The sequence below is a fragment of the Streptomyces sp. NPDC094448 genome, from assembly GCF_044763775.1.
Classification (GTDB): Bacteria; Actinomycetota; Actinomycetes; order Streptomycetales; family Streptomycetaceae; genus Streptomyces.
The window spans coordinates 184,120-200,667 of the sequence record NZ_JBIWGU010000005.1; the positions used below are offsets into that span (position 1 = coordinate 184,120).

Annotated in this window: 24 protein-coding genes; 13 read left to right on the forward strand and 11 right to left on the reverse strand. The window is 70.9% G+C overall.

Annotation, left to right across the window (positions count from 1 at the left end; genetic code table 11):
* The first annotated feature begins 92 nt into the window (after positions 1-92).
* Together ACIQ9E_RS11780 and ACIQ9E_RS11785 are read left to right on the forward strand one after the other, a co-directional pair.
* Complete coding sequence (locus ACIQ9E_RS11780; RefSeq protein WP_403705669.1) at positions 93-536, forward strand: hypothetical protein; 444 nt, start codon at positions 93-95, stop codon at positions 534-536.
* Positions 537-566: 30 nt separating this feature from the next.
* A complete protein-coding gene (locus ACIQ9E_RS11785; protein WP_403705672.1) occupies positions 567-2,021 on the forward strand; it encodes a trehalose-6-phosphate synthase in 1,455 nt (484 codons plus the stop codon).
* A 25-nt stretch (positions 2,022-2,046) separates the two neighbouring features.
* Here ACIQ9E_RS11785 and otsB read toward each other — a convergent pair whose 3' ends face one another.
* The 3 genes from otsB to ACIQ9E_RS11800 form a co-directional block, all read right to left on the reverse strand.
* Entirely contained in the window at positions 2,047-2,931 is an 885-nt protein-coding gene (gene otsB, locus ACIQ9E_RS11790) for a trehalose-phosphatase (protein ID WP_403705675.1), read from the reverse strand.
* 10 nt (positions 2,932-2,941) lie between these two features.
* Entirely contained in the window at positions 2,942-3,217 is a 276-nt protein-coding gene (locus ACIQ9E_RS11795) for a DUF3263 domain-containing protein (protein ID WP_403705678.1), read from the reverse strand.
* Between the two features lie 150 nt (positions 3,218-3,367).
* Positions 3,368-4,606 carry an ABC transporter substrate-binding protein gene (locus ACIQ9E_RS11800; protein ID WP_403706224.1) on the reverse strand — a complete coding sequence of 413 codons (1,239 nt, stop codon included), beginning with the start codon at positions 4,604-4,606 and terminating at the stop codon, positions 3,368-3,370.
* A 421-nt stretch (positions 4,607-5,027) separates the two neighbouring features.
* Between ACIQ9E_RS11800 and ACIQ9E_RS11805 the strand changes: the two genes are divergently transcribed.
* Positions 5,028-5,960: an SIS domain-containing protein gene (locus tag ACIQ9E_RS11805; protein ID WP_403705681.1), complete on the forward strand. Its 933-nt coding sequence runs from the start codon at positions 5,028-5,030 to the stop codon at positions 5,958-5,960.
* 3 nt (positions 5,961-5,963) lie between these two features.
* Here ACIQ9E_RS11805 and ACIQ9E_RS11810 read toward each other — a convergent pair whose 3' ends face one another.
* The 3 genes from ACIQ9E_RS11810 to ACIQ9E_RS11820 form a co-directional block, all read right to left on the reverse strand.
* The gene (locus tag ACIQ9E_RS11810) at positions 5,964-6,161 is read right to left on the reverse strand and encodes a hypothetical protein (RefSeq protein WP_403705684.1); all 198 of its coding nucleotides are present in this window, start codon (positions 6,159-6,161) and stop codon (positions 5,964-5,966) included.
* Positions 6,162-6,326: 165 nt separating this feature from the next.
* Positions 6,327-6,578 (reverse strand): hypothetical protein, encoded by a 252-nt coding sequence (locus tag ACIQ9E_RS11815; RefSeq protein WP_403705687.1) that lies wholly within the window; start codon positions 6,576-6,578, stop codon positions 6,327-6,329.
* Complete coding sequence (locus tag ACIQ9E_RS11820) at positions 6,575-6,832, reverse strand: hypothetical protein (RefSeq protein WP_403705690.1); 258 nt, start codon at positions 6,830-6,832, stop codon at positions 6,575-6,577. The genes ACIQ9E_RS11815 and ACIQ9E_RS11820 overlap by 4 nt, the downstream gene beginning before the upstream one ends.
* A 179-nt stretch (positions 6,833-7,011) precedes the next feature.
* Here ACIQ9E_RS11820 and ACIQ9E_RS11825 point away from each other — a divergent pair, with 179 nt between their 5' ends.
* The 8 genes from ACIQ9E_RS11825 (at position 7,012) to ACIQ9E_RS11860 (ending at position 11,864) form a co-directional block, all read left to right on the forward strand.
* The gene (locus ACIQ9E_RS11825) at positions 7,012-7,860 is read left to right on the forward strand and encodes a helix-turn-helix domain-containing protein (protein WP_403705693.1); all 849 of its coding nucleotides are present in this window, start codon (positions 7,012-7,014) and stop codon (positions 7,858-7,860) included.
* The gene (locus ACIQ9E_RS11830) at positions 7,836-8,129 is read left to right on the forward strand and encodes a DUF397 domain-containing protein (protein WP_403705696.1); all 294 of its coding nucleotides are present in this window, start codon (positions 7,836-7,838) and stop codon (positions 8,127-8,129) included. Before ACIQ9E_RS11825 ends, ACIQ9E_RS11830 begins: the two co-directional genes overlap by 25 nt.
* Before the next feature lie 239 nt (positions 8,130-8,368).
* A complete protein-coding gene (locus ACIQ9E_RS11835) occupies positions 8,369-9,112 on the forward strand; it encodes a hypothetical protein (RefSeq protein WP_403705699.1) in 744 nt (247 codons plus the stop codon).
* Between the two features lie 125 nt (positions 9,113-9,237).
* A complete protein-coding gene (locus tag ACIQ9E_RS11840; protein ID WP_403705703.1) occupies positions 9,238-9,501 on the forward strand; it encodes a hypothetical protein in 264 nt (87 codons plus the stop codon).
* Positions 9,482-9,994, forward strand: coding sequence for a DUF6879 family protein (locus ACIQ9E_RS11845; RefSeq protein ID WP_403705706.1), 513 nt, complete (start codon positions 9,482-9,484; stop codon positions 9,992-9,994). The genes ACIQ9E_RS11840 and ACIQ9E_RS11845 overlap by 20 nt, the downstream gene beginning before the upstream one ends.
* 11 nt (positions 9,995-10,005) lie before the next feature.
* Positions 10,006-10,854 (forward strand): helix-turn-helix domain-containing protein, encoded by an 849-nt coding sequence (locus tag ACIQ9E_RS11850; RefSeq protein WP_403705708.1) that lies wholly within the window; start codon positions 10,006-10,008, stop codon positions 10,852-10,854.
* A gap of 89 nt (positions 10,855-10,943) precedes the next feature.
* A complete protein-coding gene (locus ACIQ9E_RS11855; RefSeq protein ID WP_403705711.1) occupies positions 10,944-11,384 on the forward strand; it encodes a hypothetical protein in 441 nt (146 codons plus the stop codon).
* A gap of 54 nt (positions 11,385-11,438) precedes the next feature.
* Positions 11,439-11,864, forward strand: coding sequence for a hypothetical protein (locus tag ACIQ9E_RS11860; protein ID WP_403706226.1), 426 nt, complete (start codon positions 11,439-11,441; stop codon positions 11,862-11,864).
* A 96-nt stretch (positions 11,865-11,960) separates the two neighbouring features.
* Here ACIQ9E_RS11860 and ACIQ9E_RS11865 read toward each other — a convergent pair whose 3' ends face one another.
* The 4 genes from ACIQ9E_RS11865 to ACIQ9E_RS11880 form a co-directional block, all read right to left on the reverse strand.
* Complete coding sequence (locus ACIQ9E_RS11865; protein ID WP_403705714.1) at positions 11,961-12,119, reverse strand: hypothetical protein; 159 nt, start codon at positions 12,117-12,119, stop codon at positions 11,961-11,963.
* Between the two features lie 94 nt (positions 12,120-12,213).
* A complete protein-coding gene (locus tag ACIQ9E_RS11870) occupies positions 12,214-12,861 on the reverse strand; it encodes a DUF6000 family protein (protein ID WP_403705717.1) in 648 nt (215 codons plus the stop codon).
* Between the two features lie 209 nt (positions 12,862-13,070).
* Positions 13,071-14,012, reverse strand: coding sequence for an N-acetylmuramic acid 6-phosphate etherase (gene murQ / locus ACIQ9E_RS11875; RefSeq protein WP_403705720.1), 942 nt, complete (start codon positions 14,010-14,012; stop codon positions 13,071-13,073).
* An 8-nt stretch (positions 14,013-14,020) separates the two neighbouring features.
* Positions 14,021-14,959, reverse strand: coding sequence for a MurR/RpiR family transcriptional regulator (locus ACIQ9E_RS11880; RefSeq protein ID WP_403705723.1), 939 nt, complete (start codon positions 14,957-14,959; stop codon positions 14,021-14,023).
* Between the two features lie 218 nt (positions 14,960-15,177).
* Between ACIQ9E_RS11880 and ACIQ9E_RS11885 the strand changes: the two genes are divergently transcribed.
* Positions 15,178-15,627, forward strand: coding sequence for a hypothetical protein (locus ACIQ9E_RS11885; protein WP_403705726.1), 450 nt, complete (start codon positions 15,178-15,180; stop codon positions 15,625-15,627).
* A complete protein-coding gene (locus tag ACIQ9E_RS11890; protein ID WP_403705729.1) occupies positions 15,627-15,920 on the forward strand; it encodes a DUF4031 domain-containing protein in 294 nt (97 codons plus the stop codon). Before ACIQ9E_RS11885 ends, ACIQ9E_RS11890 begins: the two co-directional genes overlap by 1 nt.
* Here the strand turns inward: ACIQ9E_RS11890 and ACIQ9E_RS11895 are convergent.
* The gene (locus ACIQ9E_RS11895) at positions 15,903-16,505 is read right to left on the reverse strand and encodes a Uma2 family endonuclease (RefSeq protein WP_403705732.1); all 603 of its coding nucleotides are present in this window, start codon (positions 16,503-16,505) and stop codon (positions 15,903-15,905) included. The genes ACIQ9E_RS11890 and ACIQ9E_RS11895 overlap by 18 nt on opposite strands.
* Positions 16,506-16,548 lie beyond the last annotated feature (43 nt).

The window sequence follows — 16,548 nt, forward strand, 5'->3', positions numbered from 1 at the left end:
GTCCGCATATCCCACGCGGCCGTGCCCCGTACCGCAGACCGCCCGCACGGCGTCCGGGCCGGCGCGGCCCCGGACGGACCAGGGGCCGCGCGGTGAAGCTGGCGGGACTGCTGGCGCTGGTGGTCCTGGTGGTTCCGGCGGCCCCGATCGCCCGCGCGGATACGGCCCGCCCGGCCGCCGGTCCCGAAGCGGTACGGGTCCTCCCGGACCGGGTGCCCGGCCGGGAGGACCCGGAGCCGCTCCGCGCCGCCGAGCCCCGCCCCGGCGCCGGGACCGCCCCTGGCGCACGACCCGCCCCGGTCCACCGGGCGCCCCGCGCCGGCACCCCGGTCCCCCGGATCACCGTCGCGGGACCGGTTCCGGCCGTCGGCGCCCCCGGGGCGCCGGTCCTCGCACCCACCGGCCGCAGCCGGGACGGCGAGCGGATCTGGCTGCTCGGCGGCCTCGCCACCGTCCTCGCCGCGGCCGGGGCGATCGCCGTCGTCGCGGCGCGCGGACGGCGTGAACCGCGCCACGACGGGCGAACGGACGTTTGAGCCGCCGCCCGGAAGGCTAGGTGTTGCGACATGGTCCCCGAGCCCCCCGCCGCCCCGGCCGACGCTGCCCGTGACCGCTCACCCGCCCCCGGTTCCGCCCGGGTGCTCGTGGCGTCCAACCGCGGCCCCGTCTCGTACACCCTGCGCGACGACGGCACGCTGGACGCGAAACGCGGCGGCGGGGGCGTCGTCTCCGGGCTCTCCGCCATCGGGGCCCGCGACGACGCCCTCTGGGTCTGCTGCGCCCTCGGCGACGGCGACCGCGAAGCCGTCCGGCGGGGTATCGGCCGGGGCGAAGACGGCGTCCTGATGCTCGATATCGACCCGGACGTCCACTCCGACGCGTACAACGGAATCGCCAACTCGGTGCTGTGGTTCGTCCACCATCTGCTGTACCAGACCCCGCTGGAACCCGTCTTCGACGATGCGTTCCGACGCCAGTGGCGGTCGTACGAGACGTACAACCGCGCCTTCGCCCGGGCACTCGCGGACCGGGCCGCCGACGGCGCGGCCGTCCTCGTCCAGGACTACCACCTCGCACTGGTCCCCGGAATGCTCCGGGAACTCCGCCCCGATCTGCGCATCGGCCACTTCTCCCACACCCCGTGGGCACCGCCGGACTACTTCCGGCTGCTCCCCGACGACATCGCGGAGCAGTTGCTGCGCGGACTCCTCGGCGCCGACCGCACCTGCTTCCTGACCCGCCGCTGGGCCGACGCCTTCACCGCCTGCTGTACGGAGGTGCTGGGCCCCGACGCGCTCAAGGGCACCCGGATCGGGGTCCACGGCCTCGGCGCCGACGCCGGATTCCTGCGCGAGCGGGCCCACCGGCCCGACGTCGGGGAACGGATGACGGCCCTGCGCGAGCAGATCGGCGGCGCCGACCGGAAGACGATCGTCCGGGTGGACCGTACGGAGCTGTCGAAGAACATCGTCCGGGGCCTGCTGGCCTACCGGCATCTGCTGGCGACCCGCCCCGAATGGCGCGAACAGGTCGTCCACGTCGCCTTCGCCTACCCCTCCCGCCAGGACCTCGCCGTCTACCGCGACTACACGGCGGAGGTGCAGCGACTCGCCGACGCGATCAACGACGAGTACGGGACGGCCGGCTGGACCCCGGTCGTGCTCCATGTGAAGGACGACTTCGCCCGGTCGCTGGCCGCCTACCGGCTCGCGGACGTGGCCCTGGTCAACCCGATCCGCGACGGTATGAACCTGGTCGCGAAGGAGATCCCCGTCGTCTCGGACGCGGGCTGCGCGCTGGTGCTGTCGCGGGAGGCCGGGGCGTACGAGGAACTGGGCGCGGATGCGCTGGTGGTGAACCCGTACGACGTGATCGCGACGGCGTCGGCGCTCCACGAGGCGCTGACCCTTCCCCCGCAGGTACGGGCGGACCGCACCGCCCGGCTGGCCGCCGCCGCGACGGCCCTCCCGCCGCAGCGGTGGTTCCTGGACCAGCTGGAGGCGCTGGCCCCGGAGGCGTAGCTCCGGGGCCGCCCGGCCCCCGGGCTCAGTCCCGGGGGCCCAGCGCGTCCGCCAGGGACGCCAGGAAGGAGACGACCGCCGCCGGCCCCGCCAGCAGCAGGTCGGCGCGGTCCGCCAGCTCGGTGACCTCCGTACTCCCGCTGCACACCAGCACACCGGCGAGCCCGTCCGAGCGGAGCTTCTCCACCGCCGCGTAGGCGGGCAGATCGCCGAGGTCGTCCCCCGCGTACAGCACGGACTCCGCGCCGACCTCGTGGACGTACTCGGCGAGGGCGACGCCCTTGTCCATCCCGGGCGGCCGCAGCTCCAGGACCATCCGGCCCGGCTCCAGGACCAGTCCGTGCCGGGCCGCGAGGGTCGCGAGGGGCTCCCGCAGGGCCTCGAACGCGGCGGTGGGGTCCTCGGCCCGCCGGGTGTGGACCGCGACCGCCTGCCCCTTCTCCTCGATCCAGGTGCCGTGCCAGGCGCCGAACCGGTCGAGAAAGCCCGGGAGTTCGGCGCGGACCGCCGCCACGCCGGGATGCGGGGCCGGGGTGTTGACCGTGCCGCTGACGGCGTCCCAGCGTTCGGAGCCGTAGTGCCCGAGGACGACGAGATGCGCGAGGCCGTCGACTCCGGCGAAGCCGCCGTACCGCACCGCGACACCGGCCGGACGGCCGGTCACCACGGCGACATGGCCGACCAGGGGCGCCAGCCGGGCCAGCGCGGGCGCGGCGCCCGGATGGGCGCGGGCCTGCTCCGGATCGGGGACGATCTCGGCGAGGGTGCCGTCGAAGTCGAGGGCGATCACGGCCTTCTCGGGCCGGGCCAGCAGCGCGGCGAGCCCGTCCCGGCCGGCCGGGGTCGACGGCCGCGGCAGGCCGGGGCCGGGTGACGGTGAAGCATCCGGGAAGTGCGGAGAGCTACCCATGCGACAGACCCTATCGGCGTGTGCGTTTCTCGTCTCTGACACGTCGGAGCCGGTTGACGGTCACCGGGTCGTGGGCCAGCGCCCGGGGGTCGTCGAGCAGGGCGTTCAGCAACTGGTAGTAGCGCACGGGCGACATCCCGAGCTGCTCCCGCACGGCCCGCTCCTTGGCACCGGGCCCGCTCCAGGAGCGCCGCTCCATGGCGAGGACGGCCCGGTCGCGGTCCGGGAGGCCGGGGGCCGGGGGGCCCTCGGAGTCCGGCGGGGGAGGGGCGGCGGGGTCGTTCATACGATCCAACATAGGCCCCGGGCCCGACACGCGGCATCCGGGCATCCCTGGCCCCCACTTTCTCCCGGCCCCCACTTTCTCCCGGCCCGAGCGGACACGCCCCGTCAGCGGCGTCCCCGGCCCGCGGGGACGCGCCCCTCCCCGCCCCTCCTATTCGCCGCTCTTGATGTCAGCCTGCTCCGCCACCCGGTCGATCGCGTCCAGTACCGCCTTCGGACTGCCGCCCGGGGCGACCGCCTTCCCGATGGACTGCTTGATCTCGGCGCTGACGGCCGCCCACGACATCTTGCCGACCGGCGGCAGGACGGAGTTCGGCAGCGGCTCCAGGAAGTTCTTCAGATCCGCGTACTTCGGATCCTCTTCCATGGCCTGGGACGCGGACACCGTCACCGGCAGCAGATTGTTCTGTCCGGCGAAGGCGAGCACGTTCTCGTCGCTGAAGACGAAGTCGAGGAACTTCCCGGCCTCGGCGCGGTTGCCGTTCTCCTTGAACGCCATGATCCAGTCGGCGACACCCATGGCGCTGTACGGAGTGCCCTTGGGCCCCGGTATCGGCACCGTACCCAGGTCGACACCTGCCTTCCGGGCGATCCGCAGCAGCGACGGATGACCGTTCAGCATCCCCACCTCACCGCGCGCGAACGCCGCGAAGGCCATCTTGCGATTGAGTTGGGCCGGGGCGACGGGCCCGGTCAGCTTCCGGTCGACGAGGTTCGTCTTCACCCAGGAGACGGTTTCGACGTTCCGCGCGGAGTTGATGTCGTAGCTGCCACCGCCGACCGTGTACGACTCACCCGCGCTGAGCAGCCAGTTCATGGTCTCGGCCTGGGCCTCCTCCGGTCCGAGGGGCAGCGCGAAGGGGTATTCGACCTCCGTCTCCTCCTTCAACTTCTCCGCTGCGTCGCGGAGTTCGTCCCAGGTGGCGGGTGCCTTCTCGATACCGGCCTCGCTGAACAGCTTCTTGTTGTAGAAGAGCAGCCGGGTGGAGGCGACGAAGGGCATTCCGTACGGCGTACGGCGGTGCTCTCCCGCCTTGGCGAGGGGCGGCAGGAAGTTCGCCGCGGTCTGGAGCGAGAGCATCCGCTCGACGTTGTAGAGCTTTCCCGCGGCGGCGTAGTCCGCATAGGCGCCGATCTGTGCGATATCGGGCGCCTCTCCGGCCTTGACCATGTCCTGAACCTTGCGGTCGACGTTCGTCCAGGGCTCGATGTGCACATCGACGTCGATCTTCGGGTTCTTCTCCTCGAACCGGGCCGTGAGCTTCGCCCAGTACTCCCTGCTGCTCTGGCCGCCGTCCACGTCGTAGTCGGCGGCGACCAGGGTGAGCGTGGTGTGGGAGGGGCCGTCGGATCCGCAGCCCGTGAGGCCGGCGGTCAGCCCCAGGGCCACGGCCGCGGCAGCCGTCCGGCCGTACCGGAATCCTGGCCGCCGTCCGTTTCGGAAGAGGTGCTGTCGCACAGGGGGTTCCCCATCTGGTTGCCGGAGCCCGCGCGGGTACGGCCGCGGGCCGAGGTGAGGTGCCGCTCGCGCTGCTTCGCGCGGTCTCCTGTTCCGGGGGGCACGCGGTTCCCGGGAGCCTCACGGCCCCCTTCGAACTCGCCCGGAATGACGTGCGATTGTTCACCAAGAGCATGCAGAGGTCTATGCCACGGGGTCTCCTTTCGGCTACGGGTGGGTCACCGGTCCGGGCCACCGGTCCAGACCAATTCGGCGACCTGCGGGGACACCCCGCGACACCGTTGCCGCCCGGCCCGACCTGCTGCTATGCACGGAGTGCCGAGTGGTCATCTATGCGCAAGGAGCCCGACGCATGTCCCGTACGACCCCGCCGCCCGCCGCCCCCTCCCGCACCGCCGCCGAAATAGCGACCCAGCCCGGATCCTGGCGCCGCGCCGCCGGGGCCGCCGAAGGCTTCGACGGGCTGCCGCGGGCGGGTGAGCGGGTCGCGGTCACCGGCTGCGGTACGTCCTGGTTCATGGCCATCGCCTACGCGGCCCTGCGCGAGGCCGCGGGCCTCGGTGAGACCGACGCCTTCCCCTCCTCGGAGTTCCCGGCGGGCCGGACGTACGACCGTGTCGTCGCGATCACCCGCTCCGGTACGACGACGGAGGTGCTGGAGCTGCTGACCGCGCTGAAGGGCCGGATCCCGACCCTGGCGATCACCGCCGACCCGGAGACGCCCGTCATGGAGGCGGCCGACACCGTCGCCGTACTCGACTGGGCGGACGAGGAGTCCGTGGTCCAGACCCGGTTCGCGACCACCGCGCTGGCGTTCCTCCGGGCCGGACTCGGCGAACTCCCCGCCGCACTCGGCGTGAAGCCCGTCGCGGACGCGGCGGTCGACGCCGAACTGGCCCTGACCGAACCGCTGCCGGAGGCGGTCGTGGCCGCCGAGCAGTGGACGTTCCTCGGCCGGGGCTGGACCTACGGGCTGGCCCTGGAGGCGGCGCTGAAGATGCGGGAGGCGGCGGGCGCGTGGACCGAGGCGTACCCGGCGATGGAGTACCGCCACGGCCCCATCTCCATCACCGCCCCCGGCCGCGTCACCTGGACCTTCGGCCCGCTCCCCGAGGGCCTTGCGGCGGACGTCTCGGCCGTCGGCGGCACGGTGGTCGCCAACGCCCCCTGCGACCCGCTCGCCGACCTGATCCGCGCGCAGCGCCTGGCGGTAGCCCTGGCGGAGGCGAAGGGGTACGACCCGGACCGGCCGCGGAACCTGACGCGGAGCGTGATCCTGGGCTGAGCGTCAGGAGGAGACTTCGCCGGGGAGCGGTCCGGGCGCCACGTCCGGGGCGCAGCGGGGGCACGCGTACACCGTGTACCCCGGGCCGCTGCCCCGCTCGATATGGCGGACGGGCACGGGGGCGTACGTCGGCCGCCCGCAGTCGCAGCAGATGGCGTTCCGCGCGGGCGGCGGGAGTTCGGTCAGTCCCTCCCGTGTCATGGGCGGACCTCCCGGCGGTATCCGGCCGTCATCCGGGAAACGCACAAACGCCCGAAGACGCCCGGGGTAGGGTCCATCACGTTCGTCGGCTCCTTGGTGAGAGACGGTTGGCGGGCCATGCCCCCGGACGTTGGCGCGTCGCGGGGGTCTGCCCTTTTTTGCTGCTCAGACGAGTGCGTCGCGTGCGGCAACCTGATTGCGGACGAGACTCGCGATCTCCGCGACACAGTCCCCGCAGGCGTACAGATCGCCGGTGGCGGCGGGCGTGTGAACCGAGCCGACCCAGAGGACGCGGACGCCCTCGCGGCGGCAGTAGAGCCAACAGGCGCCGGTCACCCATTCATTGCCGTCGTCGGTACGGGCGGGGCCGGGCCACGCCTCCCGCCAGGGGAAGCGCGCGGCGGACGCCTGCTTCATCCCTGGCCCGCGCGCCGCTGCTCGACACCCCGGTCGACGACGGCCGCGAGGGCGAACGCGACATCGGGCATACAGCGCCCCAGCTCGACGAGCGGGATGGGGTCGATGGCGGCGTAGGCGCAGGGGTCCACCCCGAGCGAGGGCAGCCGCACCCCGGCCCGCGCGAGTGCCTCCCCGAGGGTGTCGCACGCCTCCTCCGCCAGCCTGACCTTCTCCGCCGCGGCGATGCGCTGCTGGTCCTTGTCCTTCGCCATCCGTGGTCGCTCCAATCCTGATATTTCCCCCGTTTACCTGTATGTCATAGGGGAGTTGGGCTACGGTGCGTATCCCGAGCGTCACCGAGCTTGGGCCCGGACCTTGCGCGCGAACAACGTAGACGGATGCTCCTTCCACACCGTCCGGGGCAACTTCCACAGGGTTGGAAGGGGGCGTCATGCCACCGAGGAAAGCGACAACCGGCCGGAGCCAATCGCCACGGCAGCGGTTCGCCGAGGAACTGCACGCACTACGGGTCGAGTCGGGCGAGAGCCTGCGCAAGCTGGCCGAGCGGATGGGCTGGGACTGGTCCCTGTTCGGCAAGATGGAGCGGGGCGAGACGATCGGCGGCCCGGAGGTCGCGCTGGCGCTGGACCAGCACTACGGGATGCGGGGTGGGTTACTGGCGCTGTGGGAGCTGGCGCTGGGGGACTCGACGCAGTTCAAGGAGCAGTACCGCAGGTATATGAAGCTGGAGGCGGAGGCGACGGGCCTCAGCCACTTCGCGGTGAGCGTCCCGCCGGGCCTGCTCCAGACCGACGGCTATGCCACCGCCGTACTGTCGACGGGCGGCGCGAGCGGTGTGGAATTAGCCCAGCAGGTCGAGGCGCGAGCCGGTCGACGGGCGCTGCTGGTGGGCGACGGAATACCGCACTTCCGCACGGTCCTGTCGGAGACGGTGCTCCGTACTCCCCTGGCCGATCCCCGCGAGTGGCGGGCGCAGCTGGAACACCTCCTCGCCATGGCGGACCACCCGAGGGTCACCCTCCAAGTGCTGCTCCAGAGCGCGGGCGGACACGGCCTCGTCAGCACCGACGTCATGTTCCTGCGGCTTCCCGGCGGCCAGTCCGTGGCCTACACGGAGAACGCTCACCGGGGCGAACTCATCGAAGAATGCACAGCCGTTGACCGCCTTCAGGTCGCATACGATGCCGTACGCGACTTGGCGCTGTCCCCGGCCCAGTCGCGGACATTCATCCTGCGAATGTTGGAGGAAGTGCCATGCGACGTCCCGTCATCGACCTGAGTGCCGTCACCTGGCGCAAGAGCAGCTACAGCAACCCGGACGGCGGCCAGTGCCTGGAGGTCTCCGACTCCTTCCTGAACTCTCCCGACTGGTTCAAGAGCAGCTACAGCAACCAGGACGGCGGCGCCTGCGTCGAGATCGCCGCGAACCTCCCCGCCGTCGTCCCGGTCCGTGACAGCAAGACCCCCGACGGCCCGGTCCTGGTCTTCCCGGCCGGCGACTGGTCCGCCTTCGTCACGGCGGTCAAGAGGGGCAACCTCCCCTCCTGACCCACAGCACGCCTGTCCGGGCCCGGCGGATCTCCCGCCGGGCCCGTTCGGCTGCATGCGGGCGTTCCATCCGTTGCCGCATCACAACACTTCGTGACCATGTCACCGGTCCATGACAACGTCGTCCGGTCCCGGCGACGTCGCTATCCCCCCGTCTTCAGGCCCCCTCATAGTGAGTGAGCAGGCACCGAGCGGCCGGGAAAACTCCGGCCCGGCCACCCATCCAACAGGGGGATTTCATGTCCGGCACCCGTCGTAAGGCTCTTCTCGTCTCCGCGGCCCTCGTCGGCGGCGCGCTGCTGATGACGGCATGCGGGGACTCGGACAAGGCGGCGGGCACCGGTGCCGCGGAGGATGCGGCGGCTACCGCTCCGGCGGGCAACGCGGCCGGGGCAACCCCGAACGGCTCGACGGCCGAGAACCCCGCCAAGGGTTCCGAGGAGGGTTCGGGCAAGGGCTCCTCCGGGGGCCAGGTCGCCGACAAGGGCACCGGCAGCGGGGGCGACAAGGGCGGCGCCTCGGGCCAGGGCAAGGGCCCGGACGGCTCCGGCGCCGACCGGGGCGACGGGGTACGGGTGCCGGTCCAGCAGAGCTGCGGCGCCAACGACATCTCCTGGAGCACCCGCGCCGAGACCCAGGCCGGCGGCTACATCCTGATCATGGCGAAGGCGAAGCCGGGCATCACCTGCGTCCTGCCGGAGAAGTACCCGGTCGTGGCGTTCGGCTCCGACGGCACCGAGGCGAGCCCCGCGGAGCACGCGGTCGGCAAGCCGATCACGCTCAGCGGGAACAAGACCGCGTACGCCGGGGTGAACCCGAAGACCACCAACACGGACTACTACAAGGAACTGAACTCCATCATCGTCGCCCCGGAGCAGGGCGACTCCGACCCGGCCGAGCTGGAGACCGGCCCGATCCGGGTCGACAAGCCGATCGTCACCAACTGGCACACTTCCCCGAAGGACGCCGTCCCCTTCGGCTAGGCCACGGAACGGTCACCACGAGCCGGGCTGCGCACCGAGCGCCCCACCGTGCGCGGTGGACGTGAACGGAGGCAACCGCCACCCTGTGACAGGTAGAGCACCGCCCTGACTCGCGGGGAGAGGACATGAAGCTTCGTTTTCTCGGAATCATCCCCAACACCCCTACGGACGACTCGCCCACGATCTGGGTGGATGAGGAGACAGGGGACCTGCTCATCCAGTCCTACAAGGCCACGGACAGCGAGGTCGAAGCCTGCCAGTCGGTCGGTTCGGTGCCCGGCCATTCCACTCATGTACCGGATCACGAGGCGATCGTCAGACTGCCGCAGGTGATGCTCAAGTACATTCCCCGTCCGGAAGGCGACAGCCGTGAAGTACCCGGTACGTGAGTTGCTTGCCCGGGCTCAGCACTCGGCCGTGCATCTGGAGATGCGGGACTCCTACACTCCCGACGACGCGGAGTTCCTGAAGTGGCTCGACGGGACGCGCTACACACCGGAGACACTCCCGGAGTGGTGGTGGCCGTGGCATGAGATTGTGACGGAAGTCGTGGGGCGGGGTGTGGTTCTGCGCCGTGTGCGGGTCGTCTCGGAGCCGGTCTCCGATTACATCCGCTATGAGCATGATTTGACCTTCGCCAATGTGTCAGCCGGTGAACAGGTGCGCTGGTTGCCGCGGCGTGCGGCTTCCGCCATGGCCCTTCCTGGCAACGACTTCTGGTTGTTCGACGACTCCACGGTGATCTTCAACCACTTCAACGGGCGGGGCGAGCCCACCGACAAGGAGATCACCACTGACCCGTCGGTCGTGAGTCTGTGCAGATCGGCATTCGCCACCGTCTGGGAGCACGCCACTCCGCACGGGGAGTACAAGCCGGAGTGATCGTTTAGGCGATGTCCGGTTCGGGATCATCCAGCGTTCAGGCTGCCCGGAAAGTTCTCGGGGATCGGCTCGGGGAGCTGCGGAGGGATGCGCGGCTCACAGGGCAGCAGCTCGCCCGTGCCTGCGGCTGGCATCCCTCGAAGGCGTCACGCATCGAGAACGCCCGTACCTTACCGTCGGTCGATGACATCCGGGCGTGGTGTGCCGCCACGGGTGCGGAGGACCAGGCGAGTGATCTCGTGGAGTCCCTGCATGCCGTGGAGGGCATGTTCATCGAGTGGCGCCGGATGGAGCGCACGGGGCTGCGCCGGGCCCAGGAGTCCGTGCTCCCGCTCTTCGAGCGCACCCGGCGCTTCCGCTCGTACTCCTCGTGGCTCGTACCCGGAGTGATTCAGACTCGGGCCTACACGACCGAAGTACTACGTGCCGTGCAACGGCGGAGGGTCCCGATCGACGATGTGGACGGTGCCGTGCAGGTTCGCATGGACCGTCAGCGGATCCTGCACGAGCGGGGCCGCACTTTCGCTTTCCTCGTGGAGGAGTCGGTGCTGCGGAACGGGATGGGTGGTCCTGGTGTCATGGCCGCACAACTGGACCGGCTGCTGGAGGTCGGGAACCTGCCACAGGTCAGCTTGGGCGTCGTGCCCATGAGGGCGGACCGTCCTTGTATGCCGGTCGAGGGGTTCTGGATCTACGACGCTGCGCAGGTCAACGTGGAGCTGGTGTCCGGCTATCTCACGCTCACCCGGTCCGGTGAGGTCGCCGTGTACGCGGCCAGATTTTCGGAACTGGCGTCTGCGGCTGTCTACGGTGCAGCAGCCCGCCGTCTGATCTCAGCGGCGCGGAACACGCTCGGGTAATTGCCGCGCAATCAGGTGCAAGCCGCTGGAGCCTCGGACACCGGCATCCCTAGCGTGAATCTCATCAGGAACCCCGATGGGAGGCGATCGTGACGACCGTGGTCGAGAGCACCGCCGTCTTACGGCATGGCCGAGATCTGATCAGTCCGGAACTGTTTCACCAGCTGGCCGAGTTCTGCTCCGACGAGTACAGCATGGAACGTCTGGTGGCCGACAGAGTGATGGACCAAGCCCTTTCGTTTGTGTACGTCGTCGGCAACGAGCGGGCGTACGACTTGGCACCGAGCCGACTCGTGGATCCCGGCTGGCACACCTTCATGCTTCACACCCAGGAGTACGCGGAGTGGTGCGTCTCGCGGTTCGGTTTCTTTGTTCACCACGCTCCGAACTCGAAGGTGCGGACGCAGTATCTGATGGCCACTGTCACCGAGCGGATCCGGGCCGCTGGATTCGCGGTGGACGAACCACTCTGGGGTACTGCAGCGGAGTGCAATCCTCCTGCCTGCTGCGGCGACGGACCTTGCTGCTGAGCCCGGACCGCCTCCGGGGCAAGGGACTCCACGACACGGAGTCCTGTGACGACCATGGATAGTGGTGGACTGGTCGGAAGCGGTCGGGTCACGGTCTTCCATATGTTCGGGGTGGTGTTCGGCTACGCCACTCACCATCTGGATGACCGACGGCTCGGGGACATCGGAGTGGTGGGGCCGCTGACACCTGGAGTCGGATGGCGTCTCCTCTGGCAGATGGCGGAGGACATGAACGCTGTCGACGCTTCACGCGACAAACTGGGCCGCTGGATCCTGGTTCAGGCAACGCGGGCGTTCGTCTGCGGCAGCGGCCGGATCGCGCACTGCGAGGACCAGGGCTGGCGGCTCGAACAAGGTGGGCACCGGGTCAGGTTTGCCGATGCGTACTGCAATAGGTACGGCTTGTGGACCGGCGACCTTACCGTCTCCGGAATGGCGGTCGATCAGGTGGCGATGCGTCCCGCGACATACCGGTTCTGAAGTAGACGGGTGCTTCTTGGGCCCGAGGCCACGCCGCAGGCAATAGGGGAGAGCCGGGGCGGCGAGGGTCCGGACATTGTCACCGGCAGGCGGCGGCTACCAGGCGATGACGACTATGCCGCCCGTCCCGCTCCGGCCGGTCTCCGCGGTGCCGCCCGAGTCCCCGGCCTGGCTGGGCTGCTGGACCGGGTCCTCGCCCTGCTCACCGCCCGTGCCGCCGTCGCTGCCCTTGGCGCCGCGGCCCCCTCCCGCCACGCCGCCGGACGGCCGGGGGCTGCCGGAGCCGGTACTCAGACCCGAGGTGACCGAACTGCCCTGGCCGCCTCCGGCGGCTGCCTTCGATCAGGTGTCAGCCTGATCCAAGAGTGGGGCGTCGCCACCTCCGCGCCCTGACGTGTCCGGCGCTCTCATCGGCGACCGCGCAGAGCCGGGCGATGAACCCGGCGTAGACGTCGGGGGAGTCGCGGTCCTTGCCGGGCGGTCCGTCGACCCACTGCTGCCAGAGGCCGTCCGGGGTGAGGAACCGGTCCGCGTGGCCTGCACCGAGCCGGCTGTCGAGCAACAGGAGTGCGCCGAGAGCGGCTTGCTGGTCGTAGAAGAGATCGGGGCGGCGCAGGTAGCGGTCGAGATAAGCGGCCAAGAGGGCGGAGTCGGCGGAAGTGCCGAAGGTGGCGAGAGCGACACAGTAGGCCTGCCCCGCGTAGGGGCCCTCGCTGGCGAGCAGAAGTTCGCCGAGGCGCTCGCGGAACTCGGTCCTGCCGCTGACGGCTATGAACCAGGCCGCCGTCTTGCGTTCGCGCCATCCTCCGCCGAGCAGGACGTCCAGTTCACGGGAGCTGATCTCGCCGGCGGCCCGGCCCAGCTTCCGCGTGAACGTGGCGCGGTCGCGGTCGCTCATGCCGAGCAGGCTGCCACCGAGTTTGAGGTACCGCTGGCCGGGCGCGACGTAGCGGCGGATCAGCTTGAGCAGCTCGGATTCGTCGTGGGCGTGGTGCATGGCGGCATCCTGCCCGCCGACGCGGCTGTCCGACCAGCGGTCCGGCCGTTCCGGAGACTGAGGCGTTCGACTCGTCGGCGGGGACGATGTCCGGGCGGGGTGCCGGATGTCCGTACCGACCGCCGGCCCCGGCCTGCCGCGCGGGCGGCCGGTGCGAGTCGCCGCCGGGGCGGCCCGCCACCGCCCCCGTACCGTCGGCGGGCCCGTGCTCAGGCGCCGCCCGCCGCCCCCAGCGCCTCCCGCAAATGCCCCCCCGACTCCTCCAGCAGCCGCGCCGCCGTCTTCGCGTCCACGTCTGCGAGCAGGGTCAGGATCGCGGGCTTCACCTCGCCGCCCGTCGCCTCCAAGGCGGCCTCGACCGCCTCGTCGGGCGCTCCCGTCGCGTACGAGACGATCCGCCGTGAGCGCGCCCGCAGCTTGTCGTTGGACGCCCGCAGGTCGACCATCAGGTTCCCGTACGTCTTGCCCAGACGGATCATCGTGATCGTCGAGATCATGTTCAGGACCAGCTTCTGCGCGGTGCCCGCCTTCAGCCGGGTCGAGCCGCTCAGCAGCTCGGGGCCGACGACCACCTCGATGCCGTGGTCGGCCGCCGCCGCGAGGGGGCTGTCCGCGTTGCAGGACAGGCCGATCGTCAGGGCGCCGAGGCCGCGGGCGTACTCCACCGCGCCGACCGCGTAGGGCGTACGGCCGGAGGCGGAGATCCCGACCACCGTGTCCTCGGGGCCCAGCGCGATGTCCTCCAGGTCCTTCGCCGCCAGATCTTTGCGGTCCTCCGCGCCCTCCACGGCGGTGACGAAGGCGGCGGGACCGCCCGCGATCAGGCCCACGACCCGCGACGGATCGGTGTTGAACGTCGGCGGGCACTCGCTGGCGTCCATGGTGCCCATCCGGCCCGCCGTGCCCGCTCCCGCGTAGATCAGCCGGCCGCCGCGGGCCATCCGCTCCGCCGCCGCGTCGACGGCGGACGCGATCGCGGAGAGCTGCCCGGCGACGGCTTCCGGCACGGTCCGGTCCTCGGCGTTCATCAGCCGGGCGATCTCGACCGTCGGCAGCCGGTCGATTTCCGCGAGATCCGGCCGGAACGCCTCGGTCGTCAGGGTCGCCAACTGCTCGCGGAGTTCGCGGTACGCGGGGGAGCCGGGCGTCATGGGGGTCCTCATCTGTGGGGGGTCCGGGGGGTGTGCCGGTGGGCGAGGGCCTCGTAGGAGGCGGCGAGCGCGGGCGCCGCGGTCTCGTACGTCCGCTGCGCCACGCCGATGAACAGGCAGTCCACGACGAGGAGCTGCCCGGTACGGGACGACATCGCGGCGGGCCGCAGCTCGCTCTCCCGCACGGTCGACGTCGTGAGGACGTGGTCGGCGTACTGCGTAACCGGCCCGTCGGCGCGGCCGGTGATGGCAGCGGTGGTCGCACCGCGTTCGAAGGCGGTACGGAGCGGTTCGATGACGTCGCCGGTGGAGCCCGAGTGCGTGATGGCGACGGCCATATCGCCCGGCCGGAGCTGTACCGCGTTGGTCACGGCGAGATGGGGATCGGCATGGGCGTGGGCGATGAGCCCGATCCGCAGCAGCTTCTGCGCCAGGTCCATACCGACCAGGGACGAGGCCCCGACCCCGTAGATGTCGATCCGGCGGGCGGTCGCGGCGGCGGCGACGGCCGCGGAGAGCTGCGAGATATCGAGCCCGGCGGCGGTGTCCGCGAGGGTCTGCTGTTCGTCGTGGGCCAGTTTGGAGACGACGTCCGCGATCGGGTCGTCGACGGCGATATCGGCGGTGACGCTGGGCGCGCGGCCGGACTGCTGGTGGGCCGCGAGGCCCGCGAGGGCGAGCCGCAGATCGCGGTATCCGGGGTAGCCGAGGAGCCGGGCAGTGCGGACGACGGTCGCCTCACTCGTGCCGGTGCGGTTGGCGAGGCCGGTGACCGTGAGCGCGGCACAGCCCGCCGGGTCGTCGGCGACGGCTTCGGCGACCCGCTGCATCGAACGGGTCATGGACGGGGCGAGCGTGCGCACCTTCGCGGCGAGGGCAGCGGGGGCGGGCGGTGTGTCGCTGGCGGCAGCCCCCTTGTTGAAAATTTCCTTCACTTGGTTACCCATGGTATGAAAGCTATTTTCACATCATGGGGCCGGTCAAGACCCAGGCCGGTATCCCGTCGGTATCCCGTTGGTATAGCGCGGGCAAGGAAACAGCAGCTCGCGGGCGTATGGACGAAGAGTGAACCGATGTTCGACCGGTAGGTGCACAGGTACGCGAGGGACCCCGGAGGTTCCGCCGGCCTCCAGGGGCCCATGGGCGATGCGGGACAATGGTTGTCATGGACGACGCCGACCCGCTGGAGCAGGCCCTCCACACCGCCCGCGCCCTGATCCTCGCCGATCTCGCGGCCCGCGACGTGGCCGACGCGGGGGTGGTCTCCCTCGTCGAGGAGTCCGTCACGCACCGCCGCTGGTGGGTGGAGCAGTGGCCGGAAGGCGTCGCGTACGTCACCGGGCTCGTCGCCCAGGACGTCCAGGACGCCCTGCTGGAACGGCACGGCCGCTGGCCGCTCTGCCCCGTCTGCGACGCCGGTGATCCGCACTCCCTCGACGTCGAACCCGAACTGGGCACGGATCCGCACTGGGTCTGCGGCAAAGCGGGGGTGGTGGTGGCCCGGGTGGGCGCGCTGGGCGGCGGAGCCCCCACCGCTGACCCCGAATCCGACGAGGGTACGGGTGGTGGCGCGAGCGGTGGACTCTGGGGCGGGACCGGGGCGCCGGGCGCCTGATGACCGTCTATATCGACCCGCCGAACTGGCCGGGCCACGGCCGGAAGTGGTCGCATCTGATCAGCGACGTCTCCTACGCGGAACTGCACGCGTTCGCGGCGGGGATCGGCTGCCCGCCGCGCGCCTTCGACCGGGACCACTACGACGTCCCGTCCCACCGCTACGCCGACGCGGTCGCTGCGGGCGCGGTCGAGGTCGGGAGCCGGGAGATCGTCCGCCTACTGCTGGCGGCGGGCCTGCGCCGCAGGAAGAACGGCGGCGGGCGGAAGGGTGACTCAGATCGGGAACGCTGAGGTGTCGATCTTGAGGTCGAAGGGCTCGGGCAACTGGAGCTGCTCCCCAAAGGGAACCCGGCGGGCCAGCCGGTAGGCGCCGTTCAGCGGGTCGGTGTACAGCGTCGAGGTGGGGCCGTGCGGGTCGAAGCGGTCGACCAGCAGGTAAACGGGGATCCCGGCCTGGGCATACGCTCCCCGCTTCTTCCCCCGGTCGTCGGCCGCGTTGAACGGAGAGGTGACCTCGACGACGAGCAGGGCCTCGCCCGCGTCGATCGGCGTGCTCACGTTCGCCGGGACGGCAGCGACTACGTCGTCGGGGATGACGACCAAATCCGGAATGTAGAGCTTCTCGGAGGCCACGATCTGGATACCGAGGGTCTGGAAGACCTCCCACTCGTCGGGGAGGACGGTCAGCAGGGCCCGCTGCAGCTTGGCCGTGATCCGGTTGTGCTGTGCATGAGGTGGTGGAACCACGTGGATCTGTCCTTCGCTGATTTCCGCGTGCCACCCCTCGGGCACGTCCAGCCCTCGCCATGTCTCCAGAAGCGCGTCCCACGGCTCGTCATGCGACATCTGGACCCTCTCGGCCATCGCGGCTGTCATCGCGACTCCCTTCCCCATGGCCTAACGCGGCGAGCGTAGGTAG